This is a genomic window from Actinobacillus porcitonsillarum, assembly GCF_003101015.1.
In the GTDB taxonomy this organism is placed as follows: Bacteria; Pseudomonadota; Gammaproteobacteria; order Enterobacterales; family Pasteurellaceae; genus Haemophilus_A; species Haemophilus_A porcitonsillarum.
Genome location: NZ_CP029206.1, coordinates 941,493 through 954,955, shown reverse-complemented (window position 1 = coordinate 954,955; position 13,463 = coordinate 941,493). Strand labels below are relative to the sequence as shown.

Annotated in this window: 13 protein-coding genes and 5 tRNA genes; 11 read left to right on the top strand and 7 right to left on the bottom strand. The window is 39.6% G+C overall.

The features are described 5' to 3' along the window. Nucleotide 1: 1 nt before the first annotated feature. The 3 genes from prmC to prfA form a co-directional block, all read right to left on the bottom strand. On the bottom strand, nt 2–871 hold the full coding sequence (gene prmC, locus DDU33_RS04815) for a peptide chain release factor N(5)-glutamine methyltransferase (protein WP_108923432.1): 870 nt from the start codon (nt 869–871) through the stop codon (nt 2–4). Continuing rightward, on the bottom strand, nt 871–1,419 hold the full coding sequence (locus DDU33_RS04810; RefSeq protein ID WP_108923431.1) for a hypothetical protein: 549 nt from the start codon (nt 1,417–1,419) through the stop codon (nt 871–873). The genes prmC and DDU33_RS04810 overlap by 1 nt, the downstream gene beginning before the upstream one ends. 73 nt (nt 1,420–1,492) lie before the next feature. After that, nucleotides 1,493–2,575, bottom strand: coding sequence for a peptide chain release factor 1 (prfA, locus tag DDU33_RS04805; protein WP_005819751.1), 1,083 nt, complete (start codon nt 2,573–2,575; stop codon nt 1,493–1,495). Nucleotides 2,576–2,745: 170 nt separating this feature from the next. On the opposite strand from prfA, the gene dnaA reads away from it, so the two are divergent. From dnaA to DDU33_RS04785, 4 genes are all read left to right on the top strand, one after another. After that, the gene (gene dnaA / locus DDU33_RS04800; protein WP_108923430.1) at nt 2,746–4,086 is read left to right on the top strand and encodes a chromosomal replication initiator protein DnaA; all 1,341 of its coding nucleotides are present in this window, start codon (nt 2,746–2,748) and stop codon (nt 4,084–4,086) included. A gap of 8 nt (nt 4,087–4,094) precedes the next feature. Further along, on the top strand, nt 4,095–5,198 hold the full coding sequence (gene dnaN, locus DDU33_RS04795; protein WP_005819748.1) for a DNA polymerase III subunit beta: 1,104 nt from the start codon (nt 4,095–4,097) through the stop codon (nt 5,196–5,198). Between the two features lie 73 nt (nt 5,199–5,271). Continuing rightward, the gene (gene recF / locus DDU33_RS04790) at nt 5,272–6,357 is read left to right on the top strand and encodes a DNA replication/repair protein RecF (protein WP_108923429.1); all 1,086 of its coding nucleotides are present in this window, start codon (nt 5,272–5,274) and stop codon (nt 6,355–6,357) included. 19 nt (nt 6,358–6,376) lie between these two features. Continuing rightward, the gene (locus DDU33_RS04785; protein ID WP_108923428.1) at nt 6,377–6,814 is read left to right on the top strand and encodes a methyltransferase family protein; all 438 of its coding nucleotides are present in this window, start codon (nt 6,377–6,379) and stop codon (nt 6,812–6,814) included. A gap of 22 nt (nt 6,815–6,836) precedes the next feature. Here DDU33_RS04785 and DDU33_RS04780 read toward each other — a convergent pair. The 4 genes from DDU33_RS04780 to DDU33_RS04765 form a co-directional block, all read right to left on the bottom strand. Then, a tRNA-Val gene (locus DDU33_RS04780) sits at nt 6,837–6,912 on the bottom strand. A gap of 42 nt (nt 6,913–6,954) precedes the next feature. Further along, nucleotides 6,955–7,030, bottom strand: a tRNA-Val gene (locus tag DDU33_RS04775). A 57-nt stretch (nt 7,031–7,087) separates the two neighbouring features. Continuing rightward, a tRNA-Val gene (locus DDU33_RS04770) sits at nt 7,088–7,163 on the bottom strand. A gap of 48 nt (nt 7,164–7,211) precedes the next feature. Beyond that, nucleotides 7,212–7,287: transfer RNA gene (locus tag DDU33_RS04765), tRNA-Val, on the bottom strand. A gap of 187 nt (nt 7,288–7,474) precedes the next feature. Here DDU33_RS04765 and gltX point away from each other — a divergent pair. The 7 genes from gltX (at nt 7,475) to yjjG (ending at nt 13,339) form a co-directional block, all read left to right on the top strand. After that, nucleotides 7,475–8,914 (top strand): glutamate--tRNA ligase, encoded by a 1,440-nt coding sequence (gene gltX / locus DDU33_RS04760; protein WP_108923427.1) that lies wholly within the window; start codon nt 7,475–7,477, stop codon nt 8,912–8,914. Nucleotides 8,915–8,962: 48 nt separating this feature from the next. Further along, nucleotides 8,963–9,038 (top strand) — tRNA-Ala (locus DDU33_RS04755). A 58-nt stretch (nt 9,039–9,096) separates the two neighbouring features. Further along, nucleotides 9,097–10,068 (top strand): aminodeoxychorismate synthase component I, encoded by a 972-nt coding sequence (locus DDU33_RS04750; RefSeq protein WP_108923426.1) that lies wholly within the window; start codon nt 9,097–9,099, stop codon nt 10,066–10,068. Further along, the gene (locus DDU33_RS04745; RefSeq protein ID WP_108923425.1) at nt 10,046–10,645 is read left to right on the top strand and encodes an aminotransferase class IV family protein; all 600 of its coding nucleotides are present in this window, start codon (nt 10,046–10,048) and stop codon (nt 10,643–10,645) included. Before DDU33_RS04750 ends, DDU33_RS04745 begins: the two co-directional genes overlap by 23 nt. 60 nt (nt 10,646–10,705) lie before the next feature. Next, nucleotides 10,706–11,350 carry an adenylate kinase gene (gene adk, locus DDU33_RS04740; RefSeq protein WP_005819029.1) on the top strand — a complete coding sequence of 215 codons (645 nt, stop codon included), beginning with the start codon at nt 10,706–10,708 and terminating at the stop codon, nt 11,348–11,350. A gap of 409 nt (nt 11,351–11,759) precedes the next feature. Continuing rightward, a complete protein-coding gene (locus DDU33_RS04735) occupies nt 11,760–12,650 on the top strand; it encodes a transcriptional regulator GcvA (RefSeq protein ID WP_005819031.1) in 891 nt (296 codons plus the stop codon). Between the two features lie 14 nt (nt 12,651–12,664). Further along, nucleotides 12,665–13,339, top strand: a complete 675-nt coding sequence (gene yjjG / locus DDU33_RS04730) for a pyrimidine 5'-nucleotidase (protein ID WP_108923424.1) — start codon at nt 12,665–12,667, stop codon at nt 13,337–13,339. Nucleotides 13,340–13,463 lie beyond the last annotated feature (124 nt).

Here is a 13,463-nt window from a genome sequence, read left to right as displayed (position 1 = left end):
ATTAGCTTAATCTCTCTGCTTTGGTAATCCTGTCTTGATTGCCGTAGTCTTTAAAAGTTTCAATTTTATCCCATTGATTTTGTTTGAAAATCTGCTGCACATCAGCCGCTTGTTGCCAGCCATGCTCAAGCATTAATGCCCCCTGTTTAGCCAGATAAAGCGGTGCATTTTCAATAATTTTTTGCAGATCACTCAAACCATGCTGTTCGGCAACTAAGGCGGTTAAGGGTTCAAAACGCACATCGCCTTTTGTGAGATTTTCATCATCTTTATCAATATAGGGAGGATTACTTACAATAAGGTCAAAACAGTGATTTTCAAGGACACTAAACCAATCACTCTGTAAAAAACAAACCTGCTCAAAGCCTAATTTTTGGCGATTTTGTTCCGCCAACTGCACGGCTTCGGCTTGTTTATCCACGCCAATAATTTGGGCTTTTTCGCCCAATTCACTGGCTAAGGCTAAAGCAATAGCCCCTGTTCCTGTCCCCAAATCCAAAATGTGCAATGTTTCTTGAGAATTTAACCGCTTGTATGCCCATTCGAGTGCGACTTCCACTAAACATTCTGTATCAGGACGGGGGATAAGCGTTGCTGTTGAAACCGCCAAAGGTAACGACCAAAATTCTTTTTCGCCCAAAATGTATGCTATCGGTTCGCCTTTTGCACGGCGAGCCAATAATGCGTTTAGTTCGGTTAATTCTGCTTCGCTGAGTACCGTTTCACTAAATGCAAAAATTGCAGATTTCGAACGCTTTGTGACCGCTTGTAATAGAATGTTGGCATCAACTTTTACATTAAGAAAAGGATCTTGCTCAATATTCTCAAGTAGTCTTTGCTCCGCATAACGAAGCCATTGGGCATAATTCATTAATGTGAAGCCACTCTTACACAACGACCTGTACGAGCCGTTTCTGCCACCGTTTGCTTAATCGCAAAAGATTGCGCCGTAAAATCGCTTACAGCTAACGAAATTGGCTTTTGATCTGCTTTCGTCATTTGTGATTTTACTGCTGCAAAATACTCATTTTCCGTTGCATTTAGCTCTTTGCTCGTCTTAATTTTACGCAACATTTCAGATGTATGAGCGCGTTCTACACTACTTTGCGTAAAAATATAGAAAAGCGTATTATCCGCAAAAGACCAAGTTCCTTGACGTTTTACTTTATATTGGAAAAGGGGATCTTCTTTTGGCATGGTAATTAACCCTAAATAACCGGCATGCCCATCCTCACTCAGTTTCACTTTATTTGATGTGCCGATTTTTCCACCATCCATTTCACATTGCCAATTTCCAATAAATTGTTTACGACTTATTTGCGAGGTCGATTCTGTTTCAGTTTTAGATGTTGAAGGAAATTGAAATGTTGAACAAGAAGCTAAAAATGTTGCAAATGCTACAAGAAGCAGTTTTTTCATAAGATTCTCTTTGTTTTATGATAAATAAGCGGTTATTTTCACAAAAATTTTGCCAAAAATAACCGCTATAATCTTAGTTTTGATCAGACAACGCTGCCAACTGATCCGCTTGATATTCGGTAATAATCGGCTGAATTAACTCATCAATTTTACCATTCATCACTTCGTCTAAACGGTAAACAGTTAAGTTGATACGGTGATCCGTTACACGACCTTGTGGGTAGTTATAAGTACGGATTTTGTCCGAACGGTCGCCTGAGCCAAGTAGGTTACGGCGAGTATCCGCTTGCTCTTGAGCTTGTTTTTCTTTCTCAACTTGAACAATGCGTGATGCAAGTACAGCAAGGGCTTTGGCTTTATTTTTGTGTTGTGAACGTTCGTCTTGGCACTCCACCACAATGCCTGTCGGAATGTGGGTGATACGCACCGCAGAGTCGGTGGTATTAACGTGCTGACCGCCAGCGCCCGATGAGCGGTAAGTATCAATACGCAAATCTGCTGGGTTGATTTCCGGCATTTCACTTTCCGGTAATTCAGGCATTACTGCAACCGTACAAGCAGAAGTGTGAATACGCCCTTGCGATTCGGTTTTTGGTACACGTTGTACACGATGACCGCCCGACTCAAATTTGAGCTGTCCGTAAACACCTTCGCCGCTGATTTTGACGATAATCTCTTTATATCCGCCTTGTTCGCTTTCGTTAGCGCTTAACTCTTCGATTCTCCAGCGTTTGCCTTCTGCGTAGCGGCTGTACATACGATATAAATCGCCTGCGAAAATACCCGCTTCATCACCACCTGTTCCGGCACGGATTTCAAGGAAGCAGTTATACTCATCATTCGGATCTTTTGGTAGTAATAAAATTTGTAAATTTTGCTCAAGTTGCTCGATCTCGGCTTTATTTGCTTCGATCTCTTCGGCTGCCATATCTTTCATGTCCGGATCATCAAGCAAAATTTGTGCTTCTTCAATGTCGCTATGGAGCTTTTTCCAACGGTTGAAGGTGCTAACCACTTCTTCAAGTTGTGCATACTCTTTTGAATAAGCACGGAATTTATCTTGATCATTAATGATCGTTGCATCGCCTAATAGAGCCTGTAACTCTTCGTGGCGCTCACTTAAACTTTCTAATTTATTGATAATAGAATCTTTCATTGTTCTCTTAATATCTGTTCAATGGACGTAAATAGGGCAAATTATAGCGGATTTTTCTTCAAATTGCTTGAATAAAAACAAGCGGTGATTTTTTCCTGAAAATTTGCAAGATTTCCACAAGATTTTAAGGTATTATAGACAACCTTTTCACAACTTTTTGGGAGTAAAACGTGTCTTCTCTTTGGACTGATTGTCTTAGCCATTTAAAAACAAAAGTTTCAGATACAGAATATAACATCTGGTTACGTCCGTTACAGCCAAGTTTTTCAAATGGTGAACTCACACTTTACGCTCAAAATCCATTTGTGGAAAAGCACGTAAAAGATCATTTTCTGGCTGAAATCATCGATCTTGCTCGTTTCTTATCTCGAAACGATCAACTTGTGGTTTCAACCCGTATCGGGATCCGCCCTTCTGAACAAGCAGAAAGATCCGTATCTGCGCCTACAGTTTCAGGGGAAAACATAGGGACGCCAACTTTTAGAAGCGGCATCGACCCAACGCAACGTTTCGATAACTTCGTGCAAGGGCGATCTAACCAATTAGCCAAAGCAGTCGCTCAGCAAGTGGTGAGTGATTTGGGCGAGAGCCATTGTAATCCGTTCTCACTTTATGCCAGCACAGGTTTAGGGAAAACGCATTTACTCCATGCTATCGGTAATGCATTACAGAAAAAAGATCCGAGTTTACGTGTGTTATATATTCACTCTGAACGTTTTTATCGTGATATTTTAAAAGCGATCAATACAAACAGTAATGAAGCGGATAAACTCAAAAAATTCTATCGTTCTTTAGACGTGCTAATGATTGACGATATCCAATTTTTAGCCGATAAACCGAAAGTTCAGGAAGAGTTTTTACATCTGTTTAATGCGCTTTTTGAACAGAAAAAGCAGATTGTTTTAACCTCCAATGTGTTCCCAAAAAACATTGAACGCATTGATGATGCAATTAAATCTCGCCTTAGCTGGGGAATTAGCTCAACTATCGAACCGCCTGAGTTGGAAACGCGCGTTGCAATTTTGCGCAAGAAAGCCGAAGAGCGCGGTGCGGATATTTCGGAAGAGGCGACCTATTTGATGGGGCAAAAGCTGCGTACTCACGTGCGTGAATTGGAAGGTGCATTAAATCGTGTGATTGCGTGGCAAAAATTAACCCACAGACCGATTACCGTTGATGCGGTGCGTGAAACGCTCCGAGATATGTTTGCTTCTTACGATCAATTGATTACCATTGAGAATATTCAGCGAGTGGTGGCAGAGTATTACAATATCAAACTAACCGATATTAAATCGAAAAGCCGGACAAGAACCATTGCCCGTCCAAGACAAATGGCAATGGCGTTAGCCAAAGAGCTCACAAACCATAGTTTACCGGAAATTGGTCGAGAATTTGGCGGTCGTGATCACACCACTGTGATGCATGCTTGTAAAACCATCAGCGAATTACGTGAAACAGAAAGTACCATTCAAGAAGATTATACAAATTTAACACGCAAATTATCATCATAGGAACGGCTATGTTATTTACTATTACCAGAGAACAATTACTTAGACCATTGCAACAAGTGTGCGGTGTGCTTGCAAGCCGTCCGACCTTGCCTGTCATTGGTAATCTTTTACTTGAAGTAGAAGGCGAACGTCTTTCCATGACGGGAACCGATTTAGAAGTTGAACTGACCACCCAAGCGCAATTAGCACAAGCGGTCAATTTTTCTGAAAAATTTACCATTCCGGCAAAGAAATTTTTAGATATTGCGAAAAGTTTGCCTGATGATAGTGTGATCTCGATTGCATTTGAGGCAGATAAAGCGGTAATTAAAGCCGGACGGAGTAAGTTCAGTCTTGCAACATTACCGGCAAGTGATTATCCAAACTTAATGGATTGGACACCTGAGGTCGATTTCAGTATTGAGCAATCCACTTTGGCTCGCCTCATTGACGCAACACAATTCTCAATGGCGAACCAAGATGCACGCTATTTCTTAAACGGTATGAAATTTGAAACCGAAGGAAACCTATTGCGTACGGTCGCAACAGATGGCCACCGTCTTGCTGTTTGTACGATGGCATTGACTCAAGAGTTAGCCTCACATTCGGTGATTGTGCCTCGTAAAGCAGTACTAGAATTATCACGTTTAGTTTCTACAAGCCACGATATCGTACGTTTAGAAATCGGTTCAAGTAATATTCGTATTTCCATGAATGGCATTGTGTTTACATCTAAACTGATTGATGGTCGCTTCCCAGATTACCGCCGTGTTCTACCACGTAATGCGGATCGTATTCTTGAAGCCGATACAGAAACATTAAAACGTGCGTTAATGCGAGCGGCTATTTTATCAAACGAAAAATTCCGTGGTGTTCGCTTATCATTAAGCGACAATATTCTAAAAATTACCGCAAATAACCCTGAACAAGAAGAAGCGGAAGAAATTATTGATGTCGCTTATCAAAGCCCGGCAATGGAAGTGGGATTTAATGTCAGCTATGTGTTAGATGTATTGAATACCCTAAAATGCGAACGTGTCCGTTTTAGCTTAGTTGATGCAAGCTCAAGTTGCTTAATTGAAGATTGCGATAACAACACCGCTGAATACGTGATTATGCCAATGCGTTTATAATTCGTTAAAGAAGGTTATAAATGAAAATTTATAGCCTTCTCTTACTTTTCTACCTTAAATTCTATACTCTACCATGCCTTTATCTCGTCTTATCGTTCAAAATTTTCGTAATCTCCAAGCTGTTGATTTAACACTCAGCCCACAGTTTAATTTTATTATTGGTGCAAACGGCAGCGGAAAAACGAGCCTGTTAGAAAGTATTTTCTACCTTGGTCATGGGCGATCATTTAAAAGCCATATTAGCAATCGCATTATTCATCATGATGCGGATCATTTTGTGCTACACGGAAAGATTGAGGAAGCGCAACATAGTTGGTCTGTGGGCATTCAAAAACAGCGTTCCGGTGAAACCACGCTTAAAATTAATGGCGAAGATGGCAATAAAATTGCCGATCTTGCGCAATTATTACCAATGCAGGTCATCACCCCTGAAGGACTTACGCTATTAAATGATGGCCCAAGCTATCGTCGAGCTTTTTTAGATTGGGGGCTGTTTCATCAACATACCGAATTTTATAGCGATTGGGTTAATCTTAAACGTTTACTTAAACAACGTAATGCGGCGTTACATCAAGTACGCAGTTATTTTGAATTAAAAGCGTGGGATATTGAATTAGCCAAGCTAGCTGAAAAAGTAAGCCAAATGCGAGCCGCTTATGTCGAAGCGATCTTGCCTGAAATTGATAAAACTTGCCGTTTCTTTTTACCGGAGCTAGACATTCAAATTTCGTTCTATCAAGGCTGGGAAAAAGGAGCCGATTACGCAGATATTCTTGCTCAAGGCTTTGAACGAGATCAGAATTTGGGCTATACGATGATGGGGCCGCAAAAAGCTGATTTACGGATTAAAGCAAATGGATTACCTGTTGAGGATGTACTTTCTCGAGGACAATTAAAATTATTGATGTGTGCGCTACGCTTAGCACAAGGCGAATTTTTAATGACACAAAAAGCACGCCAATGCCTCTTTTTAGTGGATGATTTTGCATCAGAACTTGACCCTACAAAACGTGAGCTCCTCTCTCAACGCTTACGAAAGAGCCATTCACAAGTGTTTGTGACAGCAATCACAAAAGAACAACTAAATCAAATGCAATGGCAAGAACACCAAACTGATTCATCGTTTGAAGTTAAAGAAGGAATTATCACTCCGTTATAATCCTTGAAGGAAGATGAGCATGAAATTAACCTTACCTCCGCCACTTTTATTTTTGCTCTCTGGGGCTTTTATGTATTTTTTGCCTCAAATTTACCCGCTTGTATTTCCTTTTTACCTCATTTTACCTGTGATAGCTCTTGCCTTTATCATAGGTGCAATGAGTCTAATGTCATTTTATCAAGCAAAAACAACCATAACCCCCATCAATCCAAATAAAACATCAGCGTTGGTAACGGATGGTATTTATCGATTTACACGCAATCCAATGTATTTAAGCCTTACCTTATTACTTTGTGCTTGGGCAATGTATTTGTCGCATTTACTGGCTTGGCTAGGCTTGCCACTTTTTGTGTGTATCATAAATTATTTACAGATTATCCCTGAAGAAAAAGTACTCGAAGAAAAATTCGGACAAAACTATTTACAATACAAAAAGCAAGTAAGACGTTGGATATAAAAAATAGAAGATAAAGTATGAGTGGTGGGCGATACCGGTCTCGAACCAGTGACCCCCTCCTTGTAAGGGAGGTGCTCTCCCAACTGAGCTAATCGCCCGAATACCTTGCGGTTTCGACTAGTTTAAACACTTTAATTAAGTGGTGGGCGATACCGGTCTCGAACCAGTGACCCCCTCCTTGTAAGGGAGGTGCTCTCCCAACTGAGCTAATCGCCCACTTAAGATAAGCATTTAAACTAATGGGAAGTTTGAAAGGTTGGCACTTTAAAAAAGTGGTGGGCGATACCGGTCTCGAACCAGTGACCCCCTCCTTGTAAGGGAGGTGCTCTCCCAACTGAGCTAATCGCCCTTTTCAAACTAAATTAGATTTTTTGACAACAGACTTCAAAAGTTGAAGTGGTGGGCGATACCGGTCTCGAACCAGTGACCCCCTCCTTGTAAGGGAGGTGCTCTCCCAACTGAGCTAATCGCCCGTTGTCGTGAGGTCGCATTATAGAGGTTTTTAACCATTCGTCAAACGCTTTTTTGTAATTTCGTGCTGTTTGGCGTTTTTTTCGTCCAAAACACCCGTTTTTAAGCATTTTATTCCCCAAAAGAAAGCAAAAAAAGAGTAGAATAGCGGTCGATTTTGACTCAAATTTTACAAAATAGGCAAATAGAATGAAAATTGAAACCCTTTTCCCTTTAGACCCGAATGTAAAAGTGCGTACTCGTTTCGCACCAAGCCCGACAGGCTATTTACACGTTGGTGGTGCAAGAACCGCACTTTATTCTTGGTTATATGCTAAACATAACAACGGCGAATTTGTATTACGCATTGAAGATACTGACCTTGAGCGTTCTACCCCAGAAGCAACCGCTGCGATTATTGAAGGTATGGAATGGCTTAACTTAGCGTGGGAACACGGTCCTTATTTCCAAACAAAACGTTTTGATCGTTATAACCAAGTGATCGATCAAATGATTGAAGAAGGCACAGCATACCGCTGCTATTGCTCAAAAGAGCGTTTAGATGAATTACGTGCAAACCAAGAAGCAAACAAAGAAAAACCACGTTATGATCGCCATTGCTTAGGTGATCATTCTCACGATCCAAGCGAACCGCACGTTGTTCGTTTTAAAAATCCAACAGAAGGCTCAGTGGTCTTTGATGATGCGGTGCGTGGACGCATTGAAATCAGCAACAGCGAATTAGATGACTTAATTATCCGCCGTACCGATGGTGCGCCAACCTACAACTTCTGTGTCGTTGTTGATGACTGGGATATGGGCATTACCCACGTTGTCCGTGGTGAAGATCATATCAACAACACGCCGCGCCAAATCAACATTTTAAAAGCGTTAGGGGCAGAAATTCCAACTTATGCTCACGTGTCGATGATTAACGGCGATGACGGTCAAAAACTCTCTAAACGTCACGGTGCGGTCAGCGTAATGCAATATCGTGATGATGGCTATTTACCGGAAGCCTTAATTAACTATCTCGTACGTTTAGGCTGGGGACACGGCGACCAAGAGATCTTCACTCGTGAAGAGATGATCGAATTATTTGATATTCATTCTGTAAGCAAATCAGCAAGTGCCTTTAACACTGAAAAATTACAGTGGTTAAACCAACACTATATGCGTAGTTTACCGGCAGAGCATGTCGCTAAATACTTGGCATGGCACATGAATGATCAAAACATTGATACAGCAAATGGTCCAACATTGGAAGAAATTATCCCTGTATTAAGCGAACGTGCAAAAACCTTAAAAGAGTTAGCAAGCCAAAGCCGTTATTTCTATCAAGAATTTGATAGCTACGATGAAAAAGCGGTAGCGAAAAACTTCAAAGCAGAAGCAGTTGCACCACTTGCAAAATTATTAGAAAAATTGACCGCTTGTGATGATTGGACGGTTGAAAATATCCACGATGCAATGAACCAAACCGCTGCAGAGCTTGAAATCGGTATGGGTAAAGTGGGTATGCCATTCCGCCTTGCTGTAACCGGCTCAGGTCAATCGCCATCTATGGATATTACGGCGAAATTAGTCGGTAAAGAAAGAACGCTTGAACGCCTTCAAAAAGCGATTGATTTTATCAACGCACAAGCATAATTGGTATTGACATCAAGGGCGGAGCATTTTATTATACCGCCCATTCATGGGGATATAGCTCAGTTGGGAGAGCGCTTGAATGGCATTCAAGAGGTCGTCGGTTCGATCCCGATTATCTCCACCAAACATCATTATACAGAGCGGTTTTTACAACCGCTTTTTTCTTACCCTTCTTTTAACAAATGCAATCATTTATCCATAAAGCCAATGAGTTTGGTAAACAACATAAACCCTTTTTTTTCTTGATTGATTTTGAACAACAGAAGCCACTGATTTTTGCTTTAGAAGAAAATACTTCTTCCCCTCTCTTTTTTGAGTTTGGGCATATTAAAAATCATCATTTTGAACAGGAAAATCAGGTGTTTCAGTTAAAAGCTTTTCCCATAGCGTTGAAAGAGTATCAAATAGCTTTTGATTTGGTAAAAAATGAAATTCAAAGAGGGAATAGCTATTTATTAAACCTGACTTTTCCGACAAAGATTGAAACAAATTATTCTTTAAAATCGATTTTTGTCCAAAGTAAAGCGAAATATAAGCTCTTTTTACCGGATCAATTTGTCTGTTTTTCGCCTGAAACCTTTATTCGAATTAAGGAAAATAAGATATTCTCTTATCCGATGAAAGGGACAATCAATGCGGAGGAAGAAAATGCTAAAGAACGATTGTTAAATTCTCAGAAAGAATTTCAAGAACATAATACGATTGTGGATTTAATTCGGAATGATTTAGCTATCGTTGCTCAAAATATTCAAGTGACCAAATATCGCTACGTTGAGAAAATAAATACGCATAAAGGTGCTATTTTTCAGACTAGTTCTGAAATTTGCGGGGAGCTGCCTGAAAAATGGCAAGAGAATATTGGTACGATTTTAGCAAAACTCCTCCCCGCAGGCTCGATTAGTGGCGCACCTAAAGAGAAAACAGTCCAAATTATTCAGCAAGCAGAATCTACGCCTCGGGGCTATTACACAGGCGTTTTTGGCTATTTTGATGGCGACTCGCTAGAAAGTGCTGTCGCTATTCGCTATATTGAGCAAACTCAATTTGGCAAACTGTGCTTTCGTAGCGGTGGTGGTATTACATCACAAAGCCTTATTGAAGAAGAATACAACGAGATTTTAGAGAAAGTTTATGTCCCTTTATCCAACCTTTGAAACCCTCTCTATTATTGATGGTGTAGTACAAAATCTTGAATATCATCAAGCTCGTTTTGAAAACACGATGCGTACTTTTTTCAAAAAAACGCCTGATATTCAATTAGTCGCTTTGATTAAGGTTCCAGAAGAGTATCGTGTCGGACAAATAAGATGTCGGATTGATTATAATCACGAGGCATTTGAGGTAAAGTATTTTCCTTATACACCAAAGGAAATTCGCACCTTTCAATGTGTGTATGTAGAGGGCTTAGATTACCGCTTTAAGTATAGTGATCGTCAATGCTTAGAAAAATTAAAAACAGAAGCTGCAGATGAAGTGATCATTATCAATAACGGCTTTGTGAGCGATTGCACTATTGGCAATCTGCTGTTTCTTAAACAAAATCAATGGTATAGTCCAACGCACTTTTTATTAAAAGGTACGCAATTAAGCTATTTATTAGCCCAAAACCAAGTTTGTTTAACTGAAATCAGTGTCGTTGATTTGTCTTCTTTTGAGAAAGTCATGATGATCAATGCGTTAAATCCTTTCGATGAAAAACGTGCGATTTCAGTAAAACAGATTCGTTTATAGACTAAATAAACTTTAGCATATAGAATAAGTCTATTATTACTCCAAACTAAAGAGGTTTTCATGAAAGTTATTCTTTTAGGTGCGCCAGGTGCAGGTAAAGGCACTCAAGCACAATTCATTATGAACAAATTTGGTATTCCACAAATTTCAACAGGCGATATGTTCCGTGCTGCGATTAAAGAAGGCACTGAATTAGGTAAACAAGCCAAAGCATTAATGGATGAAGGGAAATTAGTCCCGGATGAATTAACCGTTGCTCTCGTGAAAGATCGTATTGCTCAACCGGACTGTGCTAATGGCTTCTTATTAGACGGCTTCCCACGTACTATCCCACAAGCGGACGCATTAAAAGATTCCGGTGTAAAAATTGATCTGGTTTTAGAATTCGATGTGGCTGATGAAGTGATCGTTGAGCGTATGAGCGGTCGCCGTGTTCACCAACCTTCAGGTCGTACTTATCACGTGGTTTACAATCCGCCAAAAGTTGAAGGCAAAGATGATGTTACTGGTGAAGATCTCATTATTCGTCAAGATGATAAGCCAGAAACCGTATTAGAACGTTTAGCAATTTATCATAAACAAACTAAGCCGTTAATCGCTTACTATACTGCTGAAGCAGAAGCGGGTAATACACGTTATGAACGTTTAGACGGTACAAAACCGGTGGAAGAAGTCAGCGCTGAATTAGCGAAAATTTTGGCGTAATTCTACGTAAAAATAAACAAGCGGTAAGATTTTTTAAGAATCTTGCCGTTTTTTATTGAATCAAACCTGAAGAAAGCGGTACAATAGATTAGTTTTTTTAAGGATAAAAAAAGCCCCTCAAAAGGAGGGGCATAAAACCAAAAGGGTTTAAAATATACAGGAAGTGAAATGAGTAATAAATGAATTATTACTCCTGTCTAGTTTCCTAGACCAATATGCAAACACAACATCATACTTAAAATTAAGAAATAGCTACCGGTAAAACCAATGCACTATCACTATCCATCCTAAGTACGGTGCGAATTATAGTGATCTAGCATAAGAATGCAAACGAGAAATTTTAATTTAAATTATCAAAAAAAATAATGTTATAAATCTACCTCTTTACTGAATCTAAGAAATAATACCTATGAATAAAAAACTCCCTCCATTAAATGCGCTCAAAGCGTTTGAATCCGCCGCTCGCCACTTAAATTTTACGAAAGCCGCGGAAGATTTATTTGTAACCCAAGCAGCCGTAAGTCATCAAATTAAATTACTTGAAGAGTTTCTAGGGATTAAATTATTTCATCGTAAAAATCGTTTACTTGAACTTACTGAAACCGGTTTGCAATATTTCGAAGAAATTAAACCGCTTTTAGACAAGATTGCTTCAGCAACTGAAAAAGTAAAATTAAAAGCAAGCCGTCAAATTCTTTCAATCAGTACTACTCCATCTTTTGGTATGCATTGGTTAGTACCTCGTTTAAACGATTTCCATCAACGCTTTCCTGATATTGAAGTGCGTTTAACTACGATGCCACAAGATGAAGGACTTTTTGGCAAAGATACAGACGTTGCGATCTATTATGGCAACGGCAATTGGAACAACCTAGAAGCTATTGAGCTGGTAAAAGCACGTATTATGCTATTAGCTTCACCGGATTATTTAAAAGAAAATCCAATCACAGAACCTAAAGATTTAGCAGGTAAAAACCTAATCCATGTTTGTTCTTATACAAAATGGAACCAAATGGTCGATCACTTAAATTTAGGGAATGTGAATACTGAAATTGGCCCGATGTTTAGTACAACCTCAATGGGGATCCAAGCTGCAAAACATGGGCAAGGTGTTGTCGTTGCTAACCGAATGTTAGCTCAAGACGAGATTGAAGCCGGTACAGTTGTCGAGCCATTCTCAACAGATGTTTATGACGAAAAAGCCTTCTATGTTGTTTATCCACCGCAAATGGCTCAGAGCGAAAAAGTTAAACATTTTGTAAACTGGATTACCGAAGAAATTAAAAACAGCTATAAATAATAAGGATGACGAGCATGCGCTATAACTGGGTTTTATTTGATGCCGATGAAACACTTTTTTCATTCAATTCTTATCTTGGTTTAACCTCTATGCTAAAACGCTACGGCATAGAGTTTACACCAGAGGATTATGAGGCATTTCAAGCGGTCAATAAATTACTTTGGGTTGCTTATCAGAATAATGAAATTACCGCTAATGATATCCAAATGCGCCGCTTTGCAAAACTTTCTGCTCAAATTGGGGTAAATCAATTACAACTTAATCAAGAATTAATGGCAGAAATGGCAAAAGTGAGCCAACCTCTAGATGGCGTGATGGAAATGCTAGATGCCTTATATGGCAAGGTAAAAATGGGCATTATCACAAATGGTTTTACCGAGCTTCAAGAAAGCCGTTTGAACAATACACAAACTAAAAAGTTCTTCGAAATGGTCGTAGTTTCAGAACAAATCGGCGTTGCTAAACCGGATCGCAAAGTCTTTGATTATGCCTTCTCATTGATGGACAATTTAGACAAGACCAAAATTTTAATGGTTGGAGACACTTTGGCTTCTGATATTCTTGGTGGATATAATGCCGGTATTGATACCTGTTGGTTTAATCACGCCAAACAAACGAACGAGACGGAAATTCATCCTACCTATGAAATTACCCATATCCGAGAATTAATTGATATCGTGAATGGTTAATCGTAAAAATAAAACATAATCTGACCGCTTGTAAAATACAGTCAGATTATGTTTAGGTTATAGACTATTCATGATTGTAAATGCAACTTCTCTTCTCTCCTTAATTAAGCGTTTTCTTTTCCAA